The sequence below is a fragment of the Nitrospirota bacterium genome (assembly GCA_035873375.1).
Classification (GTDB): Bacteria; Nitrospirota; Thermodesulfovibrionia; order Thermodesulfovibrionales; family JdFR-85; genus BMS3Bbin07.
In genome coordinates this window covers 1-26,135 of record JAYWMQ010000009.1, presented here as the reverse complement: position 1 = coordinate 26,135, position 26,135 = coordinate 1, and the positions used below count along the sequence as shown (strand labels likewise).

Here is a 26,135-nt window from a genome sequence, read left to right as displayed (position 1 = left end):
ACTCTTTGAACCGGGAGGCACTGGAAGAATGCCGGCAAAGACTTAATCGAATCTGTACCTGTGGATGTTTAGGTGAACAAGTACGTATAGGGGAAATACGCAAAGCAAAAACTAAATAAGGATAATATATTTTTTACCAAGCTATATAAGTAACTACGCAATAACTTAAGCAAAAAGGAGGTGATAACAGTGGCAAAAGAAACAAAAAAACAGCCTGCAGAAAAGAAAATTCCTATCAAAATCGAGACAAAAAGCTCATGTGGCTGTGGCTGCCTTCCGCCTATAAAGACAAAGTAGGCAAATCCTTGCTCAGGGGAAGCAGGTTGCTCAAAAAAACAATCTGCTTCCCCAATCTGTAAATCAAATTTTTACGGAGGATAATAATGGAAGAGCTAATATTGGCAATATCTTATTGGCTGCATCTCTTAGCGACGGTTATATGGATTGGAGGAATTACCTTTATACTTTTTATTGCCATACCATCGTCAAAGCAAGTTTTGGGTGCAGAAAGCGGGAAACTAATGGGAGAAATTTCTAAAAGATTTACTCCTTTAGCAAACTATAGTATAATTCTTTTAATTGTTACAGGGATTGTATTAACAATATTCAATAAAAAGTTTTCCGGGATTGAGATTTTTGGAAATAATTGGACTTTGGTTTTGACATTAAAGCACATTGCAGTTTCAGTAATGGTTGCTGTTCATTTTTATAGAGGTTTGGTGCTGACTCCCAGGATTGGAAGAACCGGATCCACAAATAAAAAAGCATCTTTACAAAAATTATCCCTGAATTTAGTAAAGGTAAATTTCGTTTTAGGTATATTGGTGTTATTGCTGAGTGGAATTTCATCTGTGCTTTAATTTTTGCGTTTTACGTGTGTTGATTTTGTTTCTGAATTATGATACTATCATTGTAAAAAGGAGGGGCTATGATAAAAACAGATGAACTTATTTCTGAAGCGATATCTTTGCCTGTGGAGGTCAGGACATTACTGGTGAATAAACTACATGAAAGCCTTAATCCACCAGATAAAGAGATTGATAAATTATGGGTTGAAGAAGCAGAGAAGAGGGTTGAAGAACTAAGGACAGGAAAAGTTAAGACAATTCCAGGCGAAGATGTTTTTGGAAAGATTCGTAAAAAAATCAATCCATGACTTATTCGTTTCATCCACTGGCAGAAAAAGAATTGATGGTCACCATTATCAAAAAACACAAGACGATGTATAACAAACCGATTTCCTTTTTGTTAAAATAAAAATGGGCAAATCTGAAAAATTAATTTTGCAGATTTTAAGTGGCACGTCAGATGCCAATATTAAGTTTGAAGATTTGCGCAATCTACTAAAGAAATTAGGGTTTGAAATGCGAGTTAGAGGCAGCCATCACTTATTCAGAAAAGAAGGGATAATTGAAAAGATTAATCTTCAACAAGAAGGAAATAAGGCAAAGCCTTATCAGGTGAAACAGGTAAGGAACATAATTCTCAAATATAAACTTGGAGGCAAGTAATGTACAAATATGAAATTATAATTTACTGGAGTAGAGAGGACAACGCCTTCGTTACCGAGGTGCCTGAACTTCCTGGGTGCTTGGCACATGGGCAAACCTATGAAGAAGCGATAAAAAATGTTCAAGAAGCAATTCAGCTATGGATTGATACCGCAAAAGAATTTGGAGATCCTGTCCCGAAGCCCAAAGAAAAAAGATTGATATTTGCATAGACATTAACAACTCTGGAAGGTTTTACGGCAAAGGTGCAAGCAGATTAAGGCCCTCGGTCTCTTTAAAACCCATCATGATATTCATGTTCTGTATTGCCTGGCCTGAAGCGCCCTTCAGGAGGTTGTCTATTGCAGTAACAACAACAAGCGTTCCTGTCCTCTGATTGACCTTCATCCCGATATCACAGAAGTTCGTTCCGCGGACATTCCTGATATCAGGCAGATTCCCCTCATCATAAACCCTTACAAAAGGCTCTTTTTTGTAGATATCCCGGTAACATTCAAGGAGATGACCTGTTGAAGTATCCCCCTTCAGCCTGCAATAGATGGTGGTCAGGATTCCCCTGTTTACAGGCAGCAGATGGGGTGTGAAGTTGATCGTCACCTGTGTGCCATGGATTATGGAGAGTTCCTGCTCAATCTCGGGTGTATGCCTGTGCGTGGCAATCCCGTAAGCCCTGAAGGACTCGTTTACCTCACAGAAAGAATAGGGGATAGCGGCCTTTCGCCCTGCGCCGGAAGTGCCTGACTTTGAGTCTATAACTATGGAGCCAGCCTCAATCAAACCCTCTTTTAAGGCAGGATAAAGACCGAGCAACGCCCCTGTAGGATAACAGCCGGGGTTGGCTACAACCCTTGTCTTCTTTATATTCCTGCGGTAGATTTCCGGCAATCCATAGACTGCCTTTTTGAGCACTGAGGGATATTCATGTCTGGTGCTGTACCATTCTTCGTATATTGCCGGATCTTTCAGCCTGAAATCGGCTGACAGGTCAACAACATGTTTTTTCCTTGAGTAGAAGAAATTAACCGCTTCCTGTGAGGCTGCATGGGGAAGGGCCATAAAGAAAAGATCAGCCTTTTTGAGGAGAATCTCCGGCCTTAAAGGCTCAAACTCAAGCTCAAGCGAGCCCATGAGATGGGGAAACAAATCCACGACTTTCCTGCCGGATGAACGCTCTGAGGTAACAGCCGTTATCCTGACTTCGCGATGCAGAGAAAGGAGGCGGAGCAACTCGCTGCCTGCATATCCGCTACCGCCGCATATAGCCACTTTAAGCATCTTTTTACCTGGACATAGATAAACCGCAAAGGACGCAGTGGTGCGCAGAGAAAAGAAGTAAAAAAATTCTCTCTGCGTTCTCCGTGCTCTCTGCGGCTAACCGGATTTTACCTCTTGGAGAACTGGAATCTCTTCCTGGCACCCTTCTGGCCGTACTTCTTTCTTTCCCTCATCCTGGGGTCCCTGGTGAGTAATCCTTCTTTCTTGAGCTTCGGCCTCAGGTCGGAATCAACATTAAGCAATGCCCTTGCAATCCCGTGCCTTACAGCTCCGGCCTGACCTGAAAGGCCACCACCATCAACAGTCACCTGGACATCAAGCTTGTTATACATCCCTACAAGCTCAAGTGGCTGCCGGACTACCATCCGGAGGGTCTCCCTCGGGAAATAGTTCTCAATAGGCCGCTTGTTAACCACTACCTGCCCTGTCCCCGGCTTTAAGATAACCCTTGCAACCGAGGTCTTTCTCCTGCCTGTTGCCTGATATACAATCTCTGCCATCCACCACTCCTTGTTCGTTAGTTACTTGTTTATCAGTTATTACGTATTTTCAAAACAACCTGAATAAACGCCTTTACAGAGTTATTGTCTCCGGCTGCTGTGACTCATGAGGATGTTCAGCACCACGGTAGACCTTCAGCTTCTTAAGCATTGCCCTTCCGAGCCTGTTTTTGGGCAGCATGCCCCAGACAGCATCCATAATGACTGCTTCCGGCTTGCGCTGAAGTCTCTTTCTTGCAGTCTCGGCCTTTATACCACCAGGATAACCTGTATGATGATAATAAATCTTATCGTCAAGTTTCTTTCCCGTTAATGTCACCTTCTCTGCGTTAACTACCACAATGAAATCACCTGTATCAACATTCGGAGTAAACTGGGCCTTGTGTTTGCCCCTGAGATAGGTTGCTATCCTTGTGGCAAGTCTTCCCAGTACCTTGTCGGATGCATCGACTAAATACCATTTCCTCTCAAACTCACCTTTTTTGGCAAAGCAGGTCTTCATCTCTTCTACCTTCCCTTTCGAAAAAATTTATTCAATTAAAATACAAATCCGGTTAATTCCAGTCACAAATACTCAAAAGAGAGCCTTTTTCGTGACCGAGTCATATATAATATAAAAATTCATCTTTTTTTGTCAATCAACTTCGGGTTTACCCTGCTCCTCCGTTGACTTTGAAAGCTCTTTTTCAAGCTCCTGAATCCGTCTCTTCTGCACCCTCCCTTCCTTTGACTTTCTCAGCCATGTCGGTGCGGAGAGGAATATTCCTGTCAGCACACCTGCAGCAAAGGTTAAGGCGAGTATAACGGCAAGGGAACCTGAAAACTCCCAGGCAAGAAAAGTCAGTGTTACGGCCGTTGCATTCTGTACGGCAAAAACCACAAGGGCCATGGCAATAATAATAGCAATTAATATAAAAAATTGCATGACACACCTCCTGTTCTGTTAATTATAAACTAAAACGACTTTTCAGGGCACCGGAGGCCCAGGGCAAGGCATAAACAGAGTCAAAAATCATCATAAATATGTTATATTATTTGCCATGATAATAATACCTGCAATAGACCTCAAGAATGGAGAGTGTGTAAGGCTCCTTCAGGGCAAAAAGGAGCTGGTTACGTCTTACTCAAAAGACCCTGTTGCCGTAGCAAAGAGGTGGGTGGAGGAGGGGGCGACACTCATACATATAGTTGATCTTGACGGCGCCTTTACAGGCACTCAGAAAAATCTTGAAAGCATAAAGAATATAAGGAAAGCTGTTGATGTCCCCCTTGAGGCAGGAGGGGGTATCAGGGATATGGACCGAATAGATGAGCTTCTCTCCATAGGTATAGACCGGGTTATCCTCGGCACCTCTGCTGTAGAGAATCCGGAACTTGTGAAAAATGCCTCAGAGAAATACCCGGGAAGGATACTTGTCGGCATTGACGCAAGAGACGGCAATGTTGCTGTAAAGGGCTGGGAAGAGATAACGGAAATTGATGCCATGGAATTTGCACTCAAGGTTCAGGAGCTGGGGGCTGCAGGAATAATCTACACCGACATATCACGGGACGGAATGCTCACAGGCCCCGATATTGAAGCAACAAGGGCCATGACAGAGGTACTCGAAATCCCTGTGATTGCCTCCGGTGGAATCTCTTCCCTTGATGACATAAAGAAGCTTATGGATATCAGGGGATTGTGGGGAGCCATTACGGGCAAGGCACTGTATACAGGCAAGATCAGTCTCTCCGAGGCCATCCGGCTTGCTGGAAAAAACAATTAGTACTGATAAATTTTACCGCAGAAAACCAGGAATTATATCCGCAGATTACTCAGATTTCGCTGATTTCAACAGGAAAAAATACAAACATAAAAGCAGACCCTGATTCTTCGTCTCCCGCGCCTCTGCAGTAAATAGTTTTCAAGGGTTTTTTAAGGGTGCAGGGGCCTCCGGGGGATGGAAGAATAGAGACCCCTGCGTGGGTAAGAAAGACTTTGCCTGCTATTTATCGTACCTGTAAAGCACACCCGTTACTCGGATTTTCTCAGATAAGGCGGCATATCATATGGATCATCGTAAGACATAAGCTCTGTAGGCAGGGGCTCTGAGGACATACCTTTCAGCGTCTTCGACAAGACCCTCTCGGCACCGGTGTGTTGGGCCTTTGCCTTTAATTGAAGAGAGGGTTTTGGCCTCCACGTCTTTACGTCTTCAAGGACAACCTTCTCTTTTTTGGGCTCAAACCCCGTGGCAATAACAGTAATCCTGACCTCGTCCGTCATGTCAGGGTCTATTACCGCACCAAAGATGATATTTACATCCTCATGTGCAGAATCGTGAATCAGTCCGGTTGCATCCTGGACTGCACTCAGAGAGAGTTCTATGCCGCCGGTAATATTTACAAGGATACCTCTTGCACCCTCCACCGACGAGTCCTCAAGCAGGGGATTCGATATTGCCTTCTTTGCCGCATCAACAGCCCCGGCCTCACCACTGCCTGATCCAATACCGATAACTGCCCTGCCAGAATCCTCTATAACCGTCTTCACATCTGCAAAGTCGAGGTTAATCAGTCCCGGTGTCAGAATGAGGTCCGAAATACCCTGAACAGCCTGCCTCAGGACATTATTTGCCACAGTAAAGGACTTTAGCAGGGGCGTACCCTTTTCCACCACCAGTGATATCCTGTCGTTTGGAATCACTATGATTGTATCCACATGCTGTCTCAGTTCCTTTATCCCCTCTTCTGCATTCATAAGCCTCTTTTTCCCTTCATAAAAGAAAGGCTTTGTGATTACCGCCACTGTAAGTGCACCGAGTTCCTTGGCAATAGAGGCAACCACGGAAGAGGCGCCGGTTCCTGTTCCCCCTCCCATTCCGGCAGTGATGAAGACCATGTCCGAGCCCTGAAGTCTCTCTGCAATTGCATCGTAGTCATGAAGTGCGGCCTGACGTCCGATATCAGGATTTGAACCTGCACCAAGCCCCCTTGTCAGGTCCGCACCTATCTGTATCTTCTGAGGGGCCAGTGATGTTTCAAGCACCTGGAGGTCTGTATTAATTGCGATAAAATCAATGCCTTTGAGGTTGGCTGCAATCATGTTATTTACTGCATTTCCACCAGCCCCCCCTACCCCGACTACCCTGATCTTTGCCGTCTGCTCCATCAGCTCTTCGATCTCAAACATAAAAACCTCCTTTCATTAAATAAATATATCAATAATATCCTCAACTATCACCTTCTCAAAAACCCCCTCACCCATCCCTTCATCTTCTTCAGGATATTGCCAAAGAGGTCACCGTAATTAATCGGGGGCACTTCCGTCTCTGAACCGTAAATCAAAAGCCCCACACCTGTGGAGTACATCGGATCAGAGACAATATTCTTAATGCCCCCTACATTTACAGGCATCCCCACCCTTATCGGCAGTCCCAGCATCGCCTCCGCCATCCTGTCGAGGCCCGAAAGCTGTGAACCGCCGCCAGTCAGGACAATCCCGTAGGAGACCTCATCATATGCCCCTGCCTTCCTGAGTTCAACCCTCACAAGATCTATTACCTCTTCACACCTTGGCTGAATTATCTCGGTGATATAACTCCTTGGTATGGTCTTTTCATCTCTTCCGGCAACCATTATCCTCACACCTTCCGCTTTATCCTCATGCCCTGCCATTGCCATGCCGTAGAGCTTCTTGACCCTCTCAGCCTCCTGGACAGGAAGCCTCAGACCTATGGCAAGGTCATTTGTGAAATGATTTCCGCCCACTGCAATAACAGACGTATGGGAGAGGACACCATTCCTGTAAAAGGCGATATCCGTTGTCCCGCCCCCGATATCCACAAGCACCACACCCTGGCTCTTTTCGTCATCCGTCAGTGTTGACAGCGCTGATGCCAGGGGTTCAAGGACTATATCAATGACCTGCAGCCCCGCCTTCTCGCAGCACCTTATGAGGTTCTGTACTGCCGAGACAGAGCCGGTCACAATCTGCACCCTTGCCTCAAGCCTGACACCGGACATACCCACAGGGTTCATTATCCCGTCCTGCCCGTCAACCACGTACTCTACGGGTATAACATGGAGCACTTCCCTGTCGAGCGGCACATACACCGCTTTTGCAGCTTCAAGCGCCCTGTCAACATCTCCCCTGGTTACCTCCCTGCTCCTTATACCAACAGCCCCATAGCTCTCAAAACTCTTTATATGACCGCCTGCTATCCCGACACAGACGGAATTGATCTCAACTCCTGCAGCCCTCTCCGCATCCTTCACGGCATTTATGATTGACTCAACCGTTGTCTCAATATTTACAACCATACCCTTTCTCAACCCTTTTGAAGGTGAAGCACCAAGGGCAAGAATATTCATCTTCCCCTCAACAGCCTGACCAACAATGGCACAAATCTTTGTTGTGCCTACATCAAGTCCGGCTACGATCGGTCCCTTCTCCATCTATCCTCTCCCCTTTGCCGCTCTCACTATAACCCTCCTGGAAAACCTGAGGTCCACATAACCGGCAGGTATCCCTCTTCTGACAATCTCATCCTCCAGCTGTACAAGCCTTGCCAGCTTCCTGCGGTAATCTCCCTTGCCGATCTTGATTGTCAGGTCTCCGATCTTCAAGGTCATCTCTTCCGGCGTCTTTGCAATAATCTCTATCTCTTCATCAGAAAAAAAAGCATCCTCCCTCACAATCCCGGCAACTTTCAGCGCCTCTTTAAGGAGGGATTTCTTTATGGAATCCATTTTTATCACCGGCAGAAAGGCAATGGTCTGACTCAGTTCTTCAAGGACCTCGCCCCCTCTGCTTACAATATACAGGCGCCCTTTTCTCTTCAGCAGGGCAAGGGGTTCCGCCTCCTTTACTTTTACTATCAGCGTATGGGGAAGCTCCTTCCTGATAACCACGTCCCTGATCCAGGGCGATTCAAGCACCCGCTCACTAAGTTCCCTGCTGCTTATCCTCAGCATACTCTCCCCCTGTCCGAGTTTCATCAGGGAGATGATCTCCTTGTCAGAGAGGTGTTTGTTCCCCGTTACTTCTATCCGGTTAATCCGCATGATGTCTGCTGTCTTTCCATACAGATAAACCCCTGACAGACCAATAACCCCTGTCAGGGCAATAAAGAAAACGGACTTTAAAAAGAGGGGATGTAAAAAAATCCTTGCAAAAAGTTTCCTCTCCTTTTTTATCCTGTTACTCTTTTTCTTAAGTCCCCGGCTCATTTCTCTCCTCTTCTGTTCAGGGCATCCAGGATGATCGCCTCTATGAGTGAGGGGAAATCATACCCGGCAAGTGCTGCTATCTTCGGCAGGAGCGATGTCTCCGTCATTCCCGGTATGGTGTTGACTTCAAGCAGACAGGGTGAACCCGATCCATCCACTATCAGGTCAACCCTTGTAGCACCCCTGCACCCCAGGACCTCATGCGCCCTGAATGAAACATCCCTTACCCTTTCCATTGTCTCCTCGTCTATCTCCGGCGGGAGTATATATTCAGTCATTCCCGGCGTATACTTGGAGTGATAATCATAAAACCTCCTGCCGGGCCTTACCTCAACCCCGCCAAGCACGCTCTCTCCAAGAACCCCTACGTGAACCTCCCGGCCCTCAATAAAACTCTCCACAATGACCCTGCTGCCATAAGCAAGGGCCCCTTCTATAGCCTTTTTCAGTTCCTCACGTGAATTTATGACACTAACCCCAACACTCGAACCCTCCCTTGAAGGCTTGACAACCCATGGAGCAGGAAACGGAGGCAAAATATTGGCAGCTTCATCCTCACTACTCCCACCCCCTGACCCTATAACCATAAAGGGAGGCACCCTGAGACCGTGATACAGAAATATCTTCTTTGATGCCTCCTTGTCCATTGCAAGCGCTGATGCCAGGACTCCCGAGCCCGTGTATGGGACACCCATAACCTCAAGCATTCCCTGAACGGAACCGTCCTCTCCCCAGCCGCCATGCAAGGCAAGAAAGGCAATCTCTATCCCTTCCTCTCTCAGCGTCTCACATATGCCTTCTGTGGCATCTATAAAGACCGCATCATAGCCTCTGCCCTTCAGGGCACCAAGGACAGCGTTGCCGCTCTTCAGTGAGACCTCCCTCTCGGCAGATATACCACCGGCAATCACACCTATGCGTTTCTCCGTGATCAGTTCTTTCATCTCTTCCCGATAATCCCTATCTCCGGCTCAAGAACAATACCAAACCTCTTCACTATCCCGTCAGCCACAGCATCCATGAGGGCCAGAAAATCTCCAGCCGTGCCCTGCCCTTTATTTATAAAAAAGTTTGCATGCAGAGTGCTTACCTCTATATCCCCAACCCTCATCCCCTTAAACCCGGCCTCATCAATCAGTCTTGCCGCAGACTCAGCCGGGGGATTTTTAAAGACGCAGCCTGCTGACCGCTCTCCAAGTGGCTGCGTCTTTTTCTTCATCTGTAAAAATTCCTTCATCCTCTCCTGCAGGGCATCCTTGTCATCCCTCTTCAATTGCATGTGAACTCCGAGTATCACCGTATCCGGAGAAAACCCGCCGGAGCGATACGACGCATTTATATCTTTCCTGTCGAGGACCACAATACTGCCCCCCTTTAAAACAGTAACCTTCTGCACAACATCCATAATTTCGCAGCCATAGGCCCCGGCATTACCAAAAACCGCACCCCCTACCGTCCCCGGAATTCCAACAAGCCCTTCAAGCCCTGAAAGCCCGTCTTCCCTGCAAAAAGATATGAGCCTCTGCAGCGGAAGACCTGACTGGGCAAAAAACCTGACATCATCACCGCTGTTGTCACCTCTATCCTTAAGCTTCTCAAGACTCTGAAAAGCCTTCATGTTTATAACCACATCCTGCACCCCGGCATCCGTCACCAGGAGGTTCGTTCCACCGCCTATCAGGACATACCCAAAACCCTCTGTTGCAAGCGCATCAACAAGTCCCTTCAGGCTTAATATATCAGAGGGCATGAAGATATAATCAGCCTTGCCGCCTATCCTCAGAGACGTATAATCCCTGAGCATTATATCAGTCAGAATATCTCCGTTAAACCCTTCGCTTAATCTCTCTTTTAAACTGTAATCCGGGACCATTATCTACCCCTGTTCAATTATTCTGTTACCTGCCTGCTCATTACTGCCTGCTGCTATTCAATATCTCCTCTCCCACCTTCCATACATCCCCGGCACCAAGGGTGAGAAGGAGGTCGCCCTCTCTCAATTCCTCACCAATGTCCGCCACCATATAATTTCTCTCCTTTATATACCTGACATCCTTTACCCGGCCCTTCATCTCCCTGTACAGAAGCTCCGAGCTGACACCATTAATAGGTCTCTCACCTGCGGGGTATATGTCCATAAGATAGAGCACATCCACCCCCTCAAACGAATCAACGAACTCCTGCATCAGCTCTTTTGTCCTTGAATACCTGTGTGGCTGGAACACAACGACAAACCTTCCGTTTACCGCCCTGCTGACCGACCCAAGGGTAGCCCTGATCTCTGTAGGATGATGACCGTAATCATCATATACCTTTGCCCCTGAAAACTCTCCCTTGAACTCAAACCTTCGTTGAATCCCTGAAAAAGAAGCAAGGGTCTCCCTCACTATATCCACGTCAATCCTCAACTCCGAGGCAACACAGATGGCACTCAGTGCATTAAGGACATTATGTACACCAACAAGGGGTATCCTGAACTCTCCGAGATCAACCCCCCCGTCAACCACCCTGAAACTCATGCCAAGGCCCTCTGCACTAACGTCATAGGCCCTCATGTCAGCCTCGGGAGAGAAACCAAAGGTAATATATTTCCTTTGAAGCTCACCCATAATCCTCCTCAGATAGGCGTTCTCCATGGAGAGTATCGATATGCCATAAAAAGGGACCTTGTCAAGGAACTCCCTGAAGGCATTGCAGAGGGCCTCCATGCTCCTGAAATAGTCCATGTGCTCCCTGTCGATATTTGTAGCCAGGGCTATGGTCGGAGACAGCTTGAGAAATGATCCGTCACTCTCGTCTGCTTCTGCAATGAGAAAATCACCCTGTCCCAGCCTTGCATTTGAGCCTGTGGCCTTAAGCCGTCCGCCGATAACAACAGTGGGATCAAGACCTGCGCCGGATACAATTGCAGAGATCAAGGATGTGGTAGTGGTCTTTCCATGTGCACCTGCAACGAGGATACTGTATTTAAGCCTCCCTAATTCCGCAAGCATCTCCGCCCTTGGTATTACAGGTATGGATTTCAGACGTGCCTCCAAAACCTCAATGTTGTCATCCCTGACAGCAGAGGATATTACAACAACATGGGCGCTATCAACATTGTCCGGCCTGTGTCCTATATATATTTTAATCCCCATCTCTCTGAGCCTTCTCGTGTTATCAGACTCCCTGACGTCGGAACCGGTAACCTCATAGCCGAGGTTTCGAAGCACCTCTGCTATGCCGCTCATACCGATCCCGCCGATTCCTACAAAATGTATTACTCTGAACTGTTCAAACATTCTTCCCTGCTCCTTTCAAGCGAAATCAGACTTAAAGCAATATCCGCAATCCTCTTTACTGCATCCGGCCTTCCAAGACCCATGGCCTTTGTCCTCATATTTTCCCTCAATCCGGGGTCATTATACAGCCTCCTTATCTCCCCGGAAAGCCTCTTTCCGTTAAGCTCGATATTACGAACCATTACTGCTGCACCAAGCCTCTCAAGCTTTCCGGCATTAACCTCCTGGTGGTTTGCTGCAGCATAAGGGTAGGGAACAAGTATCGATGGCTTGCCCGTAACACATATCTCTGCAAGCGTAGTTGCACCTGACCTTGAGACAACAAGGTCTGCAACAGCGTATGCCTCCGGCATCTGATATATAAAGGGCGTCACCATCCCCGTGTATCCATAGCTTCTGTATGCATCCCTGACTGTTTCAAAATCCTTTTCACCTGTCTGATGAAGAAACTGGATATTCTCTCTGAGATCAAGGAGATACTGCAGTGCATCCATCATGGCCCTGTTTATTGATTCAGCCCCGGCGCTTCCTCCGAATATGAATATGGTAAAGAGGCCGTCACCGAGGGAAAAAAGCCTGAGGCCCGAAGACTTGCTACCTTTCAAAATCCTCTCTCTGACCGGATTTCCCGTAAGGTGCACCTTTTCTCTCGGGAAATAGGCCATACTGTCCTGATAGGTGATGCATATGGACTTCACAATATAGCCCAATAACCTGTTTGCCCTTCCTGCAACGGTGTTCTGCTCAAGGAGCATCGTTGGTATGGAGAGCATCCACGCCATTACAAGCGGCGCCAGAGAGGCATAACCGCCTGAACCAACCACTATTTCAGGACGAATCTCCCTCAGATAACCGTAACTCTCCTTCAGCGCCTGCATAAACCTGTAAAGGGAGCGGCCCTTCTTAAAAAGGGAGACACCCACAAACCCCTCTGCCGGGATAAACTTTATTGTGTAACCTTCCCTCGGCACAACCCTTGCCTCAATCCCGTGCCCTGTACCCATAAATACAATCTCTGTTCGGGGGTCTCTTTTCTTTAACTCCTCAGCAAGGGCAAGCCCGGGATACAGGTGACCTCCAGTACCGCCCCCGGCAATCACAACCCTCATCGCAATGACCTCCTGAGTCTTCGGGTCTTTAATCTCGCTCTCCTCTTTATAAGCATATCGCGACTCGGAAGGCTGTACTGCTCCAGGTCAGACCTCGATATCCTCAACAGCGTGCCTGCTGCCATAAAATTAACAAGCAGTGATGAGCCGCCATAGCTTATAAACGGCAGGGGCAAACCCTTTGTGGGAACAAGCCCTGTGACAACCGACATATTTATCAATGCCTGCATGGTTATCATCATGGTCAGTCCGAATGCCACATAATAAGAAAAGGGACTCTGTGCCTTGTCCGCAACCTTCAGACCCCGGATAAAAAAGGCGATAAAGAGGCACAACACTACGGCAACACCGAGCAAACCAAGCTCTTCACCAATCAGTGAGAATATAAAGTCTGTATTAACCTCAGGCAGAAAACTCAGTTTCTGCCTGCTCTCACCGAGCCCCACACCTTTCAGGCCCCCGCTGCCAAGGGCAATAAAGGACTGCACAAGCTGAAAACCGCTACCATAGGGGTCTTTCCAGGGATTAAGGAAGGTAAGAAGCCTCTCCAGCCTGTAGGGCTCCATCAGGAGCTTAATCACAACAGGCAGCAACGAGACAAGCGCAAGGAATATAAATTTTATCCTGGCCCCTGCCAGAAAGAGCATGGAAAAGGTGATAAGCCCAAGGGTAAAGGCCCCACCGAAATCAGGCTGCATCATGATTATACCCTGCAAGGCAAACATTACAACGAGGGGTTTCATAAACGCCTTAAAACTGTCCCTGTTATACCGGGGAGAGGAAAGATAACCCGCAAGGGAGAGAACCATTGCAAACTTTGCAAGCTCAGCCGGCTGAAAGGTCGATGGCCAGAGTCTCAGCCATCTCCTTGCCCCGTTGATCTTCACACCAAGCCCCGGGATAAACACACAGAGCAGGAGCAGCATTGAGAGGATAAGGAGTGGATAGGACCACTTTTTTAATGTGCCCGGGCTTATCCGGTAGAAAAACCACATGGAGACCATGGCTATAAGCAAGGTCATAACATGCTTTTTCAGATAGATAAACTGGAAATCCGAGCCCCCGGCAATCGTCCCCCCGGATTTCGAGATGGGCAGCAGTGCTGTTGAACTGTACACCATCACCACACCTGTAAAAGAGAGGAGCAGGACAATAAAGAGCAACCACCTGTCGGCTCTTCTGTTCTCTTTACTCTCCATCATCAGCTCTTTATTATCCATAATTGTTATTCCTGAACAACCAATGCCTTCTTCAGCCTCCTTACAGACTCCTTAAAAACCTCTCCCCTGTGCTCAAAATCCTCAAACATATCAAAACTCGCACATCCCGGAGACAGGAGTACCACATCCCCTGCCCCTGCCATGGAATATGCCTTTGTAACCGCATCGGTCATATCTTCAGCCTCTAAAGCGGCGGTAACACCGTCAAGCTGCCTGATTATCTTCTCCCGTGCCTCACCGATAACCACAAGCCCCTTCACCCTTCCCCTCATATATTCCCTCAGTGGAATAAAGTCATTGCCCTTGTCCCTGCCGCCAAGGATAAGGATGACGCCATCCTGAAAACCCTCAAGAGATTTTATAACCGAACCAATATTGGTCCCTTTTGAATCATTGTAAAACGAGACACCCTCAACCTCCTCCACAAACTCCATCCTGTGCTCAAGTCCACTGAACTCTGAGAGCACATCCCTGATTGCCGCCATGTCCACACCGCAAAGGAATGCATTAAGTGAGGCAGCGAGTGCATTCTCTATATTATGAACACCCTTTATCCTTACATCCTCAACCCTTAAAACCCTGTCCTCTTTCCCGTCAGCATTTATACAGAGCCATCCATCCCTCAGATAAGCACCCCGAGGAATGGGCGGGGTAACCCCGCCCCTGCTTGTCAGCGGATTCTCCTGCCTGGTGAAATAAAAGACCTCAGAGGGCGCATGAGAGCCGAGTTCCCTGACAAGCGGGTCATCCAGGTTCAGTATGAGACAGTCATCACGGGTCTGATTCCTGAAAATCCCGGTCTTTGCCTTAATATAGCCCTCCATATCCTTATATCTGTCAAGGTGGTCCGGGGTAATGTTCAGGATGGATGCCAGAGACGGGGCAAAGTCCCGTATGCTTTCGAGCTGAAAAGAAGAGACCTCAACAACTACATACTCCACATCCCCTGCCGTGTCATCCTTCAGGCACCTCAAAACCTCCTCTGTTATTGCAGTGCCAAGGTTTCCACCTGTTATCACCCTGAAACCTCCCCTTGTCAACATCATGTCAATCATGGTGGTCGTGGTTGATTTGCCGTTGGTGCCTGTAATGGCCACCCATGGTATGCCGTAGGGCCTTAACACCCTGAAGGCAAGCTCCATCTCACCTATCACCTCAATCCCGCGTTCCCCGGCCAGGTCAAAAAAAGGCTGATTCAGGGAAACCCCGGGACTTACTACCACCATATCCGTATCCTCAAGAAGGGCAGGAGAATGGACACCTGCCTCAACCCTTATATCACCGGGAAGGTTTTTGAGTGCTTGAGAAAGCACTTCCCTGTCCCTTGTATCCGTTACAGTCACTTCAGCCTTGAGGAAATGTAGCAGCCTTGCGGCAGCAAGACCACTTCGGCCAAGACCGACAACCAGCGCCCGGCTGGATTTAATTGACGATTGATGATTGACAATTGACAATTGACTATTACCTCTTTATTATTTATGTAATTAAATATTCAATATTCAGTATTCAATCTTCAATTGGTCTACCTCAGTTTCAGGGTTGACAGGCTCAGCAGGGCCAGAATAATCCCCACTATCCAGAACCTTACAACTGTTTTCGGCTCAGGCCATCCCTTTACCTCAAAATGGTGGTGGATAGGGGCCATTCTAAAGACCCGCCTGCCTGTAAGCTTGAACGAAAGTACCTGAAGTATGACGGAGACCGTCTCCACCACAAATATCCCGCCAACCAGGGCAAGGACAATCTCGTGTTTGGTTATTACTGCAAGTGTGCCGAGGGCGCCACCGAGCCCCAGAGAGCCCACGTCCCCCATGAATACATCTGCAGGGTAGGCATTGTACCAGAGAAAGCCCAGGGCAGAGCCGAACATTGCACCACAAAATACCGTAAGCTCCCCTGTGCCCGGCAGATAGAGTACCTGCAGATACTGGGCAAGCCGGGCATGACCGCTGACATAGACAAGGACACCGCTTGCAAGGGCTGCAATGGCAACAAGCCCTATGGCAAGACCGTCTATACCGTCAGTGAGATTAACGGCGTTTGATGACCCGACAACAACAAACACGGAAAACGGAATATAAAAGACCCCCAGGTCAATAAGCAACCTCTTGAAGAAAGGCACGCTCAGCTTTGTGCTGTATGGGTCAAGGGGATTATGATACAGAAAAAGGCTGATAGCCGAGGCAAGGATTATCTGAAGGGCAAACTTGTAGCATGCCCTCAGGCCCTTGTGATTCCTTCTTACGACCTTGAGATAATCATCCGCCAGGCCTATAAGACCAAATCCGGAGGTAGCGGCAATCAATACCCAGGTATAGGGGTTTTTAAGATCCATCCACAATAAGGCCGTCAGGAGAATGCCGGCAAGTATCAGTATCCCCCCCATGGTCGGAGTACCGGCCTTTGAGATATGTGTCTTTGGTCCGTCCTCTCTTATCTGCTGCGTCAGGCTGAAACTCCTGAGCCTCGCAATCACAAAGGGCGCCAGCATGAATGTCAGCAGGGAAGCGGTGATTGCAGCAAGGACGGTCCTGAATGTAATGTATCTGAATACATTGAACGGAAAATAGTATTCACTGAGGCCGTATAGAAGTTCGTATAACATTAATCTTCCAGAACCCCCTCAAGCCTCATTCCTCTTGAGCCTTTTATCAAAACCGTATCCTCCTTCCCGACCATACCCAACAGTATCTCGCGCGCCTCCCGCGGGTCTCTGGCATGCAAGGCCTTTAAATTGCCGTTCCCTGCTGAAAATTCCTCACATGTATAGGACATCAGATCCCCTACTGCAATGAGCACATCCACATTCAGTGTGGCAAGCCACCTGCCAAGCTTTCTGTGGGCCTGCTCCCCGTAAGAGCCAAGCTCAAGCATGTCGCCAAGAACCGCCACAGCACGGCCCCTCCTTAGCCTGACCAGCTCCTTTACAGCCTCCTCCATTGAAGCAGGGTTGGCATTGTAGAGGTCACTTATAACCAGTGCACCCTTCAGTTCCTTCAGTTCAAGCCTCATCGGAACACCTCCAAACTCACTGAGAGACGAACTGATGTTACTTATAGGTACATTTAGAATCCGGCATACAGCCACTGCGGCAAGGGCATTGTAAACATTGAATAACCCGAGGACCCTGAGCCTTATATCAGAAGAACCTCCCTCTTTCAGATGCACCCTGAAACTCAGCCCCCCCTCTTCATACACAATATCATCCGCCCGGACATCTGCCCCCTCTTTCAGGCCAAAGGTAACAACCCTGCTACACTGTCCGGGCCTCTCACTGATAATAGGGTCATCGATATTAAGAACCGCTGTCTTTGCAAAATCAAGTATCTCATACTTTGTATCACGCACTGTCTCAAGGGAACCAAACCCCTCAAGATGTGCAGGTCCTATATTGGTTATCACCCCGATGTCAGGCCTGGCAATATCCGACAGTTCCCGTATATCACCTGCCTTGGTTGCACCCATTTCAAGTACCGCCATATCGTGGTCATCAAGGTCGGTAAGGCAGAGCGGAAGCCCGATCTGGTTATTAAGATTTCCCCTGCTGCTGAGGACCTTATACCGTCCATTAAGGACTACGGTTATCATCTCCTTTGTTGTTGTCTTGCCATTAGTGCCTGTCACACCTATAACACTCACCTGCCTGCTCATCCGCCTGTAACGGGCTATCCGCTGAAGGGCCCGCAGGGTATTGTTCACATGAATAATACTCCTTCCCCTTGGTACTACAGGTGGATAGCTCACAATGGCTCCCACACCCTTCTTCAGTGCCTCGTCAACAAAGAGGTGTCCGTCAAATCTCTCTCCCTGCAAGGCAACAAAAAGCTCCCCATCCTTTATTGTCCTTGAATCTATGGAAACACCACTAAAGGCATCGGCCCCTCTGAGTATAAGCCTGCCTGAAGTTGCCTCCAGTATCTCTGTCAATGTATATCTGCTCATCCTCTAATCTTCCTCAATCCCTGTTATTTATTATTAGTCATTTATCATTTATCATTTATCATTAGTCAATGGTCAATCCCCTAATCTTTGCGACCTTTGCGCCTTTGCGAGAGACAGCCTTGAGTAGTCAATCCTCAATCGTCAATCCCGTAATCGCCTCTCTCAAAACCTCCCGGTCACTAAAGGGATACCTCACTCCGCCTATCTCCTGATACTCCTCATGTCCCTTTCCTGCAATGAGCACAACATCATCAGGACCTGCAATCCTGACAGCCTCTTCAATGGCCCTCTTTCTGTCAGGCTCAACAATATATTCTCCCTTTTTCATACCCCTTATTATGTCATCAACAATGCCAACGGGATCCTCGGTTCTCGGGTTATCCGAGGTAACAATCGCCGTGTCACTGAGTTCAACAGCAATCCTTCCCATCTCCGGCCTCTTTCCCCTGTCCCTGTCACCCCCGCAGCCAAAGACCGTGATAATACGGCCTCGTGTCAGCCTTCTGAGCGTCTCCAACACCTTTTGAAGGGCATCGGGAGTATGTGCATAGTCGACAATGGCAAGAAAACCCTGACCAGCCTTTACAGGCTCCATCCTGCCCTCAACCCCCCCGCACTGCCTCACGCCTTCAACTATCCGCTCCCACCCTATCCCCAGGGCAACAGAGGCCCCAATGGCTGACAGTATGTTATACACATTCGTTACACCAAGCAGCGGGGAACTGACACGGAACACTTCCGGGCCATACATCACGGTGAAATCAAGGCCATCAAACCCTTCCTTTATCTCAACTGCCCGAAGCTCGGCATCATCACTGTCAATACCGCAGGTTATGATGCGAAAATCTGCCCCCTGCCCCAGGCCTCCCCTTATCTCGCTAACCAGCCTCCTGCCATAGGGATCATCTATATTAACCACTGCAGCGTGCCGGGCAAGTTCCAGGAAGAGTCTCCTCTTGGCCCTGAAATATGCCTCCATATCTCCGTGGAAATCGAGGTGGTCTCTTGTAAGATTTGTAAATACAGCGATATCAAAGTCCGTAAAGTCGACCCTCTTCAGCGAGAGTGCATGTGATGAGACCTCAGCTACTGCATGGGTTATGCCTCTGTCATGCATATCTGCAAGCATCCTCTGAAAATCCAGCGCTTCCGGGGTGGTAAACCTGCCCCTTAACTCCCGGGTGCCGAGGATATATCTTATAGTGCCGAGCAGTCCTGCCCTTATACCGTTAGCTGACAGGATTTTATGGAGTATGTAAGATGTAGTGGTCTTGCCGTTGGTCCCGGTAATACCTGTAACGGAGAGCTTCCCCGAGGGATGGCCGCAAAACCTGTCGGCAATACCTGCCATGGCAGTGTATATATCCTGCACCTGCACATATGGGACATCCAATGACAGGGGTAGGGGGCTCCCGGACACAATGGCCCCCGCTCCCCTCATCAGGGCATCCGTGATAAACTCATTGCCGTCAAAATGCTCACCACTCACAGCAAAAAAGAGGTCTCCCTCTCCGACATTCCTTGAATCGCAGGAAAGCCCCTCTACAAGACAGTCACCTGTGACGGCAACCGGCATCAATCCCTCTATAAGTTCACCGAGTCTCATAACCATACAATCAAAAATCCTGACTCTCCTGCCCGCCCCTGACGGGCTGCCCCATCACGAGTATATTATTGTCTCCCCTGTTTTCCATAGGTATAAACCTGTATGTAAGGGCCTTTTCGGCTATGGCCCTGAAGACCGGTGCTGCCACCTGTCCTCCATAATATTCTCCTCGCGGTTTCCATATAACCACTATAATGGCAAACAAGGGGTCATCAGCAGGGACAAAACCGACAAAGGAGCTGACAAAATCCCTGCGGGAATATCTGCCTGTGCGGGGGTCAATCATCCGTGATGTCCCTGTTTTCCCTGCAACCGTATTGCCGTAAACAGACGCCCTCGGTGCAGTACCCCCTTCTTCAGTAACGGTTACAAAGGCCTCCCTCAGGCGTTCCACCGTCTCTGCTGAAATAACCCTCATCCGCTCGGGCCTGCCTTCCTGCAGCACCCTGCCGGCAGGGCCGAGGGTCTTTGCAACCACATAGGGTTTAACAAGATAACCGCCATTGGCAATCACAGAATATGCCCTCAGCACCTGAAGGGGTGATACCAGCACCTCATACCCTATTGCCATAGCCCCGATAGTCGTTCCTGACCAGCTGTGAGGCGGCTTTACAACACCTGATACCTCTCCGGTAAGGTCAATACCTGTCCTGTCTCCAAAACCAAAGACCTTCGCATATTTATAAAACCTTTCAGGGCCAAGCTTGAGGGTCATCTTTACGGCACCCACATTTGACGATTTCTGGATTATCTCCCTCAGGGTAAGCACCCCGTGCTTATGGGTATCCCTTATCTTTTTACCCCCCACTTCTATCTCTCCTTCAGAACAGTCAACCTCTGTATTCAGCGTTGCTATCTTTTCTTCAAGCGCAGCGGCAGCCATGACGATCTTGAAGGTTGAGCCAGGCTCATAAAGGTCTGTAACGGCCCTGTTCCGTCTATTGGCTGCCCTGTATGCACCAGGCTTGTTCGGATCAAAGGTCGGCCTGTTTGCAAGGGCGAGTATCTCTCCGGTATGGGGGTCCATCATTATTACAGTGGCAGATTGGGACTTCCACTTCTTAACCGCGGTCTCAAGCTCTGACTCAACAATATATTGTAACCCTTCATCAATGGTGAGCACAATACTGTTACCTATCGACTCGTAATCATCACCCCTGTAAAGTATGTTACCACGGGCGTCCCTGGCAAGATAAATCCTCCCGCCATCAGCGGTAAGTGCGCTGTCATACCTCTTCTCCACACCCTCCCGGCCACGATTGTCAATATCAATAAACCCCAGCACATGGGAGGCAAGAAAGCCCTTGGGGTAAAATCTCTCCGAATCCGGCTCAATGCCTATACCTTTAAGTTTCAGCTTCAGTACTGCTACTGCCTGTTCAGGCGAGACCCTTCGCGCAAGCGATACATAACGTTTTTTTTCTTCCTTCAGTTTATTTCTGAGAGTGGATTTGTTGGTCTTTATAACCCTGCTGAGCCTACGGGCAACATACTCAGGGGAATCAATCATGGAGGGATCACCGTAAAGGGAGAGACGGTCGAGGCTTACAGCCAGCTCCCTGCCTCTGCGGTCATATATCCCGCCCCTTCTTACAAGGATATTCTGTCCCTTTGTATGCTGTATTGTCGCAAGCCTCAGGAGCTTTTCATGATCAAACAGCATGAGTTCAGCAAGCCGGGCAAAAATGATCAGAAATCCGACTGCGATCACCGTAGCTATAATAAGCGGCCGTCTTTTCATCCCCCGACTCCCCTTAATAGCTAACAGGTAAGTTTACAGGCCTGCAAGCTGATAAAGTTAACTACCCTTCTACTTCCCACTCCCCTCTATCAGGGGAACCCTTACTACATTACAGTCACTTATCACTTATCATTGCTGCAATTCCGGAATTTATCTTTCCCTCAGACCAGCCGTGTATGGTGTTGGGCCACGATCGCTTTTAACAAAGAAAACCCTTTTCCTGTCGGGATAAACAAGCCCCATCTTCTTGCCTGCTATATACTGGATCTTCTTCATGGAGGCTATCTGGGACCTTTCTGCAATCAGCTCCCGCCTCTCCTTTATCAGAGTGGCCTTCTGCTTCTGTAACTGTCCCAACTCGTACTCAAAGGCCGTAACATTGGAACGAAGCCAGACAATGGAAAAAAGGAGAAAAACGGCAATGACAATCAATAACGGTTTGACAAGCCAGCCAAGGAGACTTCTTCTCTTTCTGTAAATCATAGCTTCTCCGCCCCCCTTAGTTTCGCACTCCTTGAAGAGGGATTCCTCCTCTGTTCATCTCTGAGAGGAATGATCGGCTTCTTGTTAAGCCTTACCAGAGACCCTTCCTGCCTCTCGGCAGCAAGGATAAATCTCTTCACAATCCTGTCCTCAAGAGAGTGATAGGTTATTACACAGAGACGTCCACCCTTTTTCAATATTTTCAGGGCATTTGAGAGCCCCTCAGACAGCTGGTTCAGTTCGTCATTTACAGCAATTCTCAATGCCTGAAAAGTCTTTGTAGCCGGATGAGTCCTTCCCCGCCTTCTATATACCCTCTCTACAATGGCGGCCAACTGCAAGCAGGTTTCAATCCTCTCCCTCTTCCTCTGCCTCACGATTTCCCTTGCTATCTGCAAGGCCTTCCTCTCCTCACCGTATTCCCTGAGGATCCTCTCTATATCACGTTCACTCCATTTATTAACAATCTCCCCTGCCGTTACCGGCAAATCCCTGTCCATCCTCATATCAAGGGGCTCCTTTGAATGAAAGCTGAACCCCCGGCTTTCATCCTTCATCTGTGTCATGGAGAGCCCAAGGTCCATAATAACTCCGTCTATTTCGTGATAACCCATGGCCCTTACCTTGTCTGCCATATCGGAAAAACTCCCGTGCACATACCTGACCCTCGGGTCATTTATTTCAATCGCTGCCCTCTCAAGGGCCTCTTCATCCCTGTCCAAGGCAATGACAACCCCCTCCGGTCCGAGCCTTTTGAGTAATTCCCTTGTATGTCCACCGCCACCAAGAGTTGCATCCAGGTACACACCATTGATAACCGGATTCAGCAGGGCCATCAGTTCCTGGGTGAGGACGGGAACATGTACTATAACTGTATCTGTGACTGTATCTGTCATCAACCCCTCACATCCCAAGGGATGCAAGTTCCTCCTCCATTACCTTTCTGTCTATCTTTGCGGGATTAACAACCTTATCCCATTCCTTCTTGTTCCACAGTTCCATCTTGTCAAACTGCCCGACAACCGCTACCTCACCATTAATATCAGTATCCGTCCTGAGGGATGCAGGTATAAGAATCCTCCCCTGCCTGTCCATCTCGCACTCATGGGCAGAGGCAACAACCCTCCTCATCAGCCACCTCACCGACTCCTTCATCTGGGGCAGAGACCTCACCCGCTCTTCAAACCTCTGCCACTCCTCAAAGGGATAGAGGTAAAGGCATTTGTCAAAGGCCGCAGTGGTAACATAGAGTTTTGGGCTATAATTACTGAGGAGTATCGACCTGTAAGGGGCCGGAATCATTACCCGTCCCTTTGGATCAACACTGTAATAATATTTACCTGAGAATCCCGGCACGTCTCACCACCTTTTACCACATTCTCCCACCTCTTAATAATATTAAAGATTGGGGCGAATGTCAAGTAAAAAATGAAGGCCGGAAAAGGTATACAGAATATTGCGGTTTTAAATACAGATAATCACTACATGATGCGTATCAGAGGATATCCCTCACCTTGCCTTTTAAGGGTATCGCATAATACCCCGGGGACTCTTTATAGGGCTCCAGCAATACAAGAGACTCTTCGGGAAACCCAGGCTCAGCCACTACCTCCAGGGTCCCCTCAAAATAGCCCTTTTCCAACATACAATTCCTGAGTCTGCCATATATGTGGTCACCCTCCATACTCACAGCATCAATCCGGAAGTTCTCACCCTTAAACGAACCAGCCCCCTTCATATGATTAAAAGACTTCAGTGGTATGTACAGTCCACCCTTACGTATATCTTTCAGGGCCATGTTTTTGACCTCAAAATACAGGTCCCCCTCCCCTCTATCCATAACTCCTGTCATATCCAGGCTCCCCTTTCCCCTGATTGCCGAGTCAGCCAACAGGTCCAGGCCCTCAAGCCTTGCTGAGCGGATATCAATCGCCGCCCTGATGCCGTCCCTTTTCAACAACGCCTCGCCGGCAATTGTACCGCCTGAGAGGTGACCTGTAAATGAAACCTTTACCCCGAAGAGGAGAAGGCTTATGGGGTCAATCCTTCCGGAAACCCCTTCTATGCTCAGGAGTTGTCTCCTGTTGTGCCTTATCCTGACTTCCTCTATCCTAAAACCAAAGAACGGGGTCTTCTTAAACCCAAGCAGTTCCGTCCTTATCCTGCCCCCCTGCAGCAAGCCCTCAATCCTCTCGGCCGCCCACCTGTCGGGGATCCCGGCATACCAGACACCTGTTACAATGAAAGACAGAAGCAGCAGTACGATAATCAATTTTTTCAGCATAATCTTCTATCTCCTTGAATCAGTTAGTCGGGATTGGCAGCACAAAACCAGGAACAAAGACCTGCTTTCAACCTCAGTGCACGCTGATTGGATTGTCAGTTTGATCAAAATATTGTATAATTTTAACTAAACTTTTATCACGTAACTATCATATAACAGAAATGAACAGATAACAACCTTATTAATCCGCAGATTTCGCAGATGACTCAGATTATAAAAAAACAGGACAAGAAAGGAGACAAAAACATGTTATGGAACAAGATATTACCGGTTATGGCCCTGATGCTGGCCCTGTTCTTTCCCACCAAAGTCACGGCCCAGGAGGAACCCTTGAAGGCCGCTGAGGCTGTCATTGCCACCTCGGTGGAAAACCTCGTACCCCAGGGGGTGTCGGATACATTTCCAAGCTCTGTTAAAAAACTCTATGCCTTCACCAGGATTACCGGAGCCACAAAAGATACCATCATCTGGCATCTATGGTTCTACGGCGACAAGCTGATGGCGGAAGTCAAACTCCCGGTCAAATCCGTAAACTGGAGGACCTACAGCAGCAAGCGTATCTTCCCCGGATGGACAGGCGAGTGGAGGGTTGATATCACTAATGAAGACGGATTGCTGCTCAAAACCCTCTATTTTACGATAGAATAAGAGGGCAAGGCGCAAAGAGCATAGCGTAGTGCCCATAACGCAGAGAGTATAAAATCGGGTGCTTATTTCCGAAGGTATATTTAGCATGAGGATTAAACAGAAACTGTATATCATGAAAATAAGGGTACTATACAGTTAGCAAATCATAAAAAACCATACAAGACTTGTTAAATGCCATTTAATATGGTATATCTATAGAAACTGTATAATTACTTTTAGGAGTAAATAAGTAGTATGGAATATCTGAAGAAATACGAAGAAATAGTATTGCCAGATGAACGGCACAAGCTCTTTATGTTCGAAAATAAAGAAACGGGTAATACTCGAAAACTGACACTGAAAGACATTTATCTGGAGGCGAAATCAATTGAATTAAAAGAAGAAGTTCCAGAAAGAGTAAGGAGTCACTTTTCTACTGCTATAAATTTGTTAGTTTACTCGTGGTTTCACTACCCATTTAATATTACAGCTCAGTTCCTTGCGTTTGTCACGGTTGAAATGGCACTTAAGGAAAGATTTAACGTAAAAAATTATCAATCGTTTAGTAATCTGGTAAAAAGAGCTGTAAGCGAAGGTTTAGTACGAGATGAAGGATTTGAGCACATTCAATATAAATGTGAAGCAATGAAGATAGTAAAGATAAAGAGAGACAACATGATTGAAAACGTAAAGCCTTACGTAGATACATTAGTGGATGTAATGCCATCTCTGAGAAATGAGCTGGCTCACGGCAGTAGTATACTACACATGCATGGAACAGCTTCCGTAAAAATATGCGCGGCTTTTATAAATCAACTATTTTGTAAAAATACTGCTAATAAGGCCAATTATTAACCCGGCAACTTTTCAGAGAGACATAAGAAAAAAATGGGAAGTTCAAGTCTTGTTTCTTGCAATTTTGCAATTTTGAAACAAAACTATAAAGTCAACACATGGCAAAATCTTTAAGAATAGAATACGAAGGGGCAGTATATCACGTAACCTCAAGGGGCAACGCGGGGGAACCTGTTTTCATAGATGAAGAAGTCCGAGAAAACTATACTTGCAGCAATAATAAAAGGTGACAGGAAAAAGCGGAAGAAAAAAGTGCAGGAAGCAGTAGAAAGACATGGTACATCGGCATACATTATTCTGTATTAAGCAAATTACTTCTTAAAGGGTGACCCTGAAATACGCAAGACTGTCCGGTCCGGATGGTTCGAAATCATATTTATGGCAGAAATCCAGATAGTATCTCAGCCATTTCCTGTAGAAACTGTGGAACTTATCAGGGACATTTTCTCTATTGAGGCACACATCGTAATGCGTTGTCAGATCAGCCGGA

At 47.7% G+C, this 26,135-nt stretch carries 29 protein-coding genes; 8 read left to right on the top strand and 21 right to left on the bottom strand.

Going from position 1 to position 26,135, the window contains the following annotated elements; all coding sequences use genetic code 11:
• Positions 1-383 precede the first annotated feature (383 nt).
• The 4 genes from VST71_02910 (at position 384) to VST71_02895 (ending at position 1,723) form a co-directional block, all read left to right on the top strand.
• Entirely contained in the window at positions 384-860 is a 477-nt protein-coding gene (locus VST71_02910; GenBank protein MEC4684669.1) for a DUF4149 domain-containing protein, read from the top strand.
• 71 nt (positions 861-931) lie between these two features.
• Entirely contained in the window at positions 932-1,156 is a 225-nt protein-coding gene (locus VST71_02905; protein MEC4684668.1) for an addiction module protein, read from the top strand.
• 103 nt (positions 1,157-1,259) lie between these two features.
• Complete coding sequence (locus VST71_02900) at positions 1,260-1,511, top strand: type II toxin-antitoxin system HicA family toxin (protein MEC4684667.1); 252 nt, start codon at positions 1,260-1,262, stop codon at positions 1,509-1,511.
• Positions 1,511-1,723 (top strand): type II toxin-antitoxin system HicB family antitoxin, encoded by a 213-nt coding sequence (locus tag VST71_02895; GenBank protein MEC4684666.1) that lies wholly within the window; start codon positions 1,511-1,513, stop codon positions 1,721-1,723. Before VST71_02900 ends, VST71_02895 begins: the two co-directional genes overlap by 1 nt.
• 22 nt (positions 1,724-1,745) lie before the next feature.
• Here the strand turns inward: VST71_02895 and argC are convergent, their stop codons facing one another.
• The 4 genes from argC to VST71_02875 form a co-directional block, all read right to left on the bottom strand.
• Positions 1,746-2,786, bottom strand: coding sequence for an N-acetyl-gamma-glutamyl-phosphate reductase (gene argC, locus VST71_02890; protein ID MEC4684665.1), 1,041 nt, complete (start codon positions 2,784-2,786; stop codon positions 1,746-1,748).
• A 107-nt stretch (positions 2,787-2,893) separates the two neighbouring features.
• Positions 2,894-3,286 (bottom strand): 30S ribosomal protein S9, encoded by a 393-nt coding sequence (gene rpsI / locus VST71_02885; protein ID MEC4684664.1) that lies wholly within the window; start codon positions 3,284-3,286, stop codon positions 2,894-2,896.
• Positions 3,287-3,359: 73 nt separating this feature from the next.
• Entirely contained in the window at positions 3,360-3,788 is a 429-nt protein-coding gene (gene rplM, locus VST71_02880; GenBank protein MEC4684663.1) for a 50S ribosomal protein L13, read from the bottom strand.
• Positions 3,789-3,920: 132 nt separating this feature from the next.
• Complete coding sequence (locus tag VST71_02875; protein MEC4684662.1) at positions 3,921-4,211, bottom strand: LapA family protein; 291 nt, start codon at positions 4,209-4,211, stop codon at positions 3,921-3,923.
• A 115-nt stretch (positions 4,212-4,326) separates the two neighbouring features.
• Between VST71_02875 and hisA the strand changes: the two genes are divergently transcribed.
• Positions 4,327-5,052, top strand: coding sequence for a 1-(5-phosphoribosyl)-5-[(5-phosphoribosylamino)methylideneamino]imidazole-4-carboxamide isomerase (gene hisA, locus VST71_02870; GenBank protein MEC4684661.1), 726 nt, complete (start codon positions 4,327-4,329; stop codon positions 5,050-5,052).
• 248 nt (positions 5,053-5,300) lie between these two features.
• On the opposite strand, the gene ftsZ is transcribed toward hisA, so the two are convergent.
• From ftsZ to gspN, 17 genes are all read right to left on the bottom strand, one after another.
• Positions 5,301-6,458: a cell division protein FtsZ gene (gene ftsZ / locus VST71_02865; protein MEC4684660.1), complete on the bottom strand. Its 1,158-nt coding sequence runs from the start codon at positions 6,456-6,458 to the stop codon at positions 5,301-5,303.
• A 47-nt stretch (positions 6,459-6,505) separates the two neighbouring features.
• The gene (gene ftsA, locus VST71_02860) at positions 6,506-7,723 is read right to left on the bottom strand and encodes a cell division protein FtsA (protein ID MEC4684659.1); all 1,218 of its coding nucleotides are present in this window, start codon (positions 7,721-7,723) and stop codon (positions 6,506-6,508) included.
• The gene (locus VST71_02855) at positions 7,724-8,497 is read right to left on the bottom strand and encodes an FtsQ-type POTRA domain-containing protein (GenBank protein MEC4684658.1); all 774 of its coding nucleotides are present in this window, start codon (positions 8,495-8,497) and stop codon (positions 7,724-7,726) included. It lies immediately after the preceding gene.
• Entirely contained in the window at positions 8,494-9,441 is a 948-nt protein-coding gene (locus VST71_02850) for a D-alanine--D-alanine ligase (GenBank protein MEC4684657.1), read from the bottom strand. The genes VST71_02855 and VST71_02850 overlap by 4 nt, the downstream gene beginning before the upstream one ends.
• On the bottom strand, positions 9,438-10,370 hold the full coding sequence (gene murB / locus VST71_02845) for a UDP-N-acetylmuramate dehydrogenase (GenBank protein ID MEC4684656.1): 933 nt from the start codon (positions 10,368-10,370) through the stop codon (positions 9,438-9,440). Before murB ends, VST71_02850 begins: the two co-directional genes overlap by 4 nt.
• Positions 10,371-10,410: 40 nt before the next feature.
• Positions 10,411-11,778 carry a UDP-N-acetylmuramate--L-alanine ligase gene (gene murC, locus VST71_02840; protein MEC4684655.1) on the bottom strand — a complete coding sequence of 456 codons (1,368 nt, stop codon included), beginning with the start codon at positions 11,776-11,778 and terminating at the stop codon, positions 10,411-10,413.
• On the bottom strand, positions 11,757-12,887 hold the full coding sequence (gene murG / locus VST71_02835; protein MEC4684654.1) for an undecaprenyldiphospho-muramoylpentapeptide beta-N-acetylglucosaminyltransferase: 1,131 nt from the start codon (positions 12,885-12,887) through the stop codon (positions 11,757-11,759). Before murG ends, murC begins: the two co-directional genes overlap by 22 nt.
• Complete coding sequence (ftsW, locus tag VST71_02830) at positions 12,884-14,107, bottom strand: putative lipid II flippase FtsW (protein MEC4684653.1); 1,224 nt, start codon at positions 14,105-14,107, stop codon at positions 12,884-12,886. The genes murG and ftsW overlap by 4 nt, the downstream gene beginning before the upstream one ends.
• Positions 14,108-14,112: 5 nt before the next feature.
• Entirely contained in the window at positions 14,113-15,561 is a 1,449-nt protein-coding gene (gene murD / locus VST71_02825) for a UDP-N-acetylmuramoyl-L-alanine--D-glutamate ligase (GenBank protein MEC4684652.1), read from the bottom strand.
• A 68-nt stretch (positions 15,562-15,629) separates the two neighbouring features.
• Positions 15,630-16,712, bottom strand: coding sequence for a phospho-N-acetylmuramoyl-pentapeptide-transferase (gene mraY / locus VST71_02820; GenBank protein ID MEC4684651.1), 1,083 nt, complete (start codon positions 16,710-16,712; stop codon positions 15,630-15,632).
• Complete coding sequence (murF, locus tag VST71_02815; protein MEC4684650.1) at positions 16,712-18,049, bottom strand: UDP-N-acetylmuramoyl-tripeptide--D-alanyl-D-alanine ligase; 1,338 nt, start codon at positions 18,047-18,049, stop codon at positions 16,712-16,714. Before murF ends, mraY begins: the two co-directional genes overlap by 1 nt.
• Positions 18,050-18,176: 127 nt before the next feature.
• A complete protein-coding gene (locus VST71_02810; GenBank protein MEC4684649.1) occupies positions 18,177-19,661 on the bottom strand; it encodes a UDP-N-acetylmuramoyl-L-alanyl-D-glutamate--2,6-diaminopimelate ligase in 1,485 nt (494 codons plus the stop codon).
• A 4-nt stretch (positions 19,662-19,665) separates the two neighbouring features.
• The gene (locus tag VST71_02805) at positions 19,666-21,396 is read right to left on the bottom strand and encodes a penicillin-binding protein 2 (protein ID MEC4684648.1); all 1,731 of its coding nucleotides are present in this window, start codon (positions 21,394-21,396) and stop codon (positions 19,666-19,668) included.
• A 150-nt stretch (positions 21,397-21,546) separates the two neighbouring features.
• On the bottom strand, positions 21,547-21,879 hold the full coding sequence (locus VST71_02800) for a cell division protein FtsL (protein MEC4684647.1): 333 nt from the start codon (positions 21,877-21,879) through the stop codon (positions 21,547-21,549).
• On the bottom strand, positions 21,876-22,775 hold the full coding sequence (gene rsmH / locus VST71_02795) for a 16S rRNA (cytosine(1402)-N(4))-methyltransferase RsmH (protein ID MEC4684646.1): 900 nt from the start codon (positions 22,773-22,775) through the stop codon (positions 21,876-21,878). The genes VST71_02800 and rsmH overlap by 4 nt, the downstream gene beginning before the upstream one ends.
• A gap of 7 nt (positions 22,776-22,782) precedes the next feature.
• Positions 22,783-23,235 carry a division/cell wall cluster transcriptional repressor MraZ gene (gene mraZ / locus VST71_02790; GenBank protein ID MEC4684645.1) on the bottom strand — a complete coding sequence of 151 codons (453 nt, stop codon included), beginning with the start codon at positions 23,233-23,235 and terminating at the stop codon, positions 22,783-22,785.
• Between the two features lie 139 nt (positions 23,236-23,374).
• Positions 23,375-24,163, bottom strand: coding sequence for a type II secretion system protein GspN (gene gspN, locus VST71_02785; protein ID MEC4684644.1), 789 nt, complete (start codon positions 24,161-24,163; stop codon positions 23,375-23,377).
• Between the two features lie 201 nt (positions 24,164-24,364).
• On the opposite strand from gspN, the gene VST71_02780 reads away from it, so the two are divergent.
• From VST71_02780 to VST71_02770, 3 genes are all read left to right on the top strand, one after another.
• Complete coding sequence (locus VST71_02780) at positions 24,365-24,811, top strand: DUF2914 domain-containing protein (protein MEC4684643.1); 447 nt, start codon at positions 24,365-24,367, stop codon at positions 24,809-24,811.
• 234 nt (positions 24,812-25,045) lie between these two features.
• Positions 25,046-25,645 carry a hypothetical protein gene (locus VST71_02775; protein MEC4684642.1) on the top strand — a complete coding sequence of 200 codons (600 nt, stop codon included), beginning with the start codon at positions 25,046-25,048 and terminating at the stop codon, positions 25,643-25,645.
• Positions 25,646-25,828: 183 nt separating this feature from the next.
• Positions 25,829-25,951, top strand: coding sequence for a hypothetical protein (locus tag VST71_02770; GenBank protein ID MEC4684641.1), 123 nt, complete (start codon positions 25,829-25,831; stop codon positions 25,949-25,951).
• The last annotated feature ends 184 nt before the right edge of the window (positions 25,952-26,135 follow it).

Bases quoted from the DNA above. Each gene is read 5' to 3' on its own strand.
- VST71_02910 (MEC4684669.1), top strand. From the start codon at position 384: ATGGAAGAGCTAATATTGGCAATATCTTATTGGCTGCATCTCTTAGCG.
- VST71_02900 (MEC4684667.1), top strand. From the start codon at position 1,260: ATGGGCAAATCTGAAAAATTAATTTTGCAGATTTTAAGTGGCACGTCA.
- VST71_02895 (MEC4684666.1), top strand. From the start codon at position 1,511: ATGTACAAATATGAAATTATAATTTACTGGAGTAGAGAGGACAACGCC.
- argC (MEC4684665.1), bottom strand. From the start codon at position 2,786: ATGCTTAAAGTGGCTATATGCGGCGGTAGCGGATATGCAGGCAGCGAG.
- rpsI (MEC4684664.1), bottom strand. From the start codon at position 3,286: ATGGCAGAGATTGTATATCAGGCAACAGGCAGGAGAAAGACCTCGGTT.
- rplM (MEC4684663.1), bottom strand. From the start codon at position 3,788: ATGAAGACCTGCTTTGCCAAAAAAGGTGAGTTTGAGAGGAAATGGTAT.
- VST71_02875 (MEC4684662.1), bottom strand. From the start codon at position 4,211: ATGCAATTTTTTATATTAATTGCTATTATTATTGCCATGGCCCTTGTG.
- hisA (MEC4684661.1), top strand. From the start codon at position 4,327: ATGATAATAATACCTGCAATAGACCTCAAGAATGGAGAGTGTGTAAGG.
- ftsZ (MEC4684660.1), bottom strand. From the start codon at position 6,458: ATGTTTGAGATCGAAGAGCTGATGGAGCAGACGGCAAAGATCAGGGTA.
- ftsA (MEC4684659.1), bottom strand. From the start codon at position 7,723: ATGGAGAAGGGACCGATCGTAGCCGGACTTGATGTAGGCACAACAAAG.
- VST71_02855 (MEC4684658.1), bottom strand. From the start codon at position 8,497: ATGAGCCGGGGACTTAAGAAAAAGAGTAACAGGATAAAAAAGGAGAGG.
- VST71_02850 (MEC4684657.1), bottom strand. From the start codon at position 9,441: ATGAAAGAACTGATCACGGAGAAACGCATAGGTGTGATTGCCGGTGGT.
- murB (MEC4684656.1), bottom strand. From the start codon at position 10,370: ATGGTCCCGGATTACAGTTTAAAAGAGAGATTAAGCGAAGGGTTTAAC.
- murC (MEC4684655.1), bottom strand. From the start codon at position 11,778: ATGTTTGAACAGTTCAGAGTAATACATTTTGTAGGAATCGGCGGGATC.
- murG (MEC4684654.1), bottom strand. From the start codon at position 12,887: ATGAGGGTTGTGATTGCCGGGGGCGGTACTGGAGGTCACCTGTATCCC.
- ftsW (MEC4684653.1), bottom strand. From the start codon at position 14,107: ATGGATAATAAAGAGCTGATGATGGAGAGTAAAGAGAACAGAAGAGCC.
- mraY (MEC4684651.1), bottom strand. From the start codon at position 16,712: ATGTTATACGAACTTCTATACGGCCTCAGTGAATACTATTTTCCGTTC.
- murF (MEC4684650.1), bottom strand. From the start codon at position 18,049: ATGAGCAGATATACATTGACAGAGATACTGGAGGCAACTTCAGGCAGG.
- VST71_02810 (MEC4684649.1), bottom strand. From the start codon at position 19,661: ATGGTTATGAGACTCGGTGAACTTATAGAGGGATTGATGCCGGTTGCC.
- VST71_02805 (MEC4684648.1), bottom strand. From the start codon at position 21,396: ATGAAAAGACGGCCGCTTATTATAGCTACGGTGATCGCAGTCGGATTT.
- VST71_02800 (MEC4684647.1), bottom strand. From the start codon at position 21,879: ATGATTTACAGAAAGAGAAGAAGTCTCCTTGGCTGGCTTGTCAAACCG.
- rsmH (MEC4684646.1), bottom strand. From the start codon at position 22,775: ATGACAGATACAGTCACAGATACAGTTATAGTACATGTTCCCGTCCTC.
- gspN (MEC4684644.1), bottom strand. From the start codon at position 24,163: ATGCTGAAAAAATTGATTATCGTACTGCTGCTTCTGTCTTTCATTGTA.
- VST71_02780 (MEC4684643.1), top strand. From the start codon at position 24,365: ATGACTCAGATTATAAAAAAACAGGACAAGAAAGGAGACAAAAACATG.
- VST71_02775 (MEC4684642.1), top strand. From the start codon at position 25,046: ATGGAATATCTGAAGAAATACGAAGAAATAGTATTGCCAGATGAACGG.
- VST71_02770 (MEC4684641.1), top strand. From the start codon at position 25,829: ATGAAGAAGTCCGAGAAAACTATACTTGCAGCAATAATAAAAGGTGAC.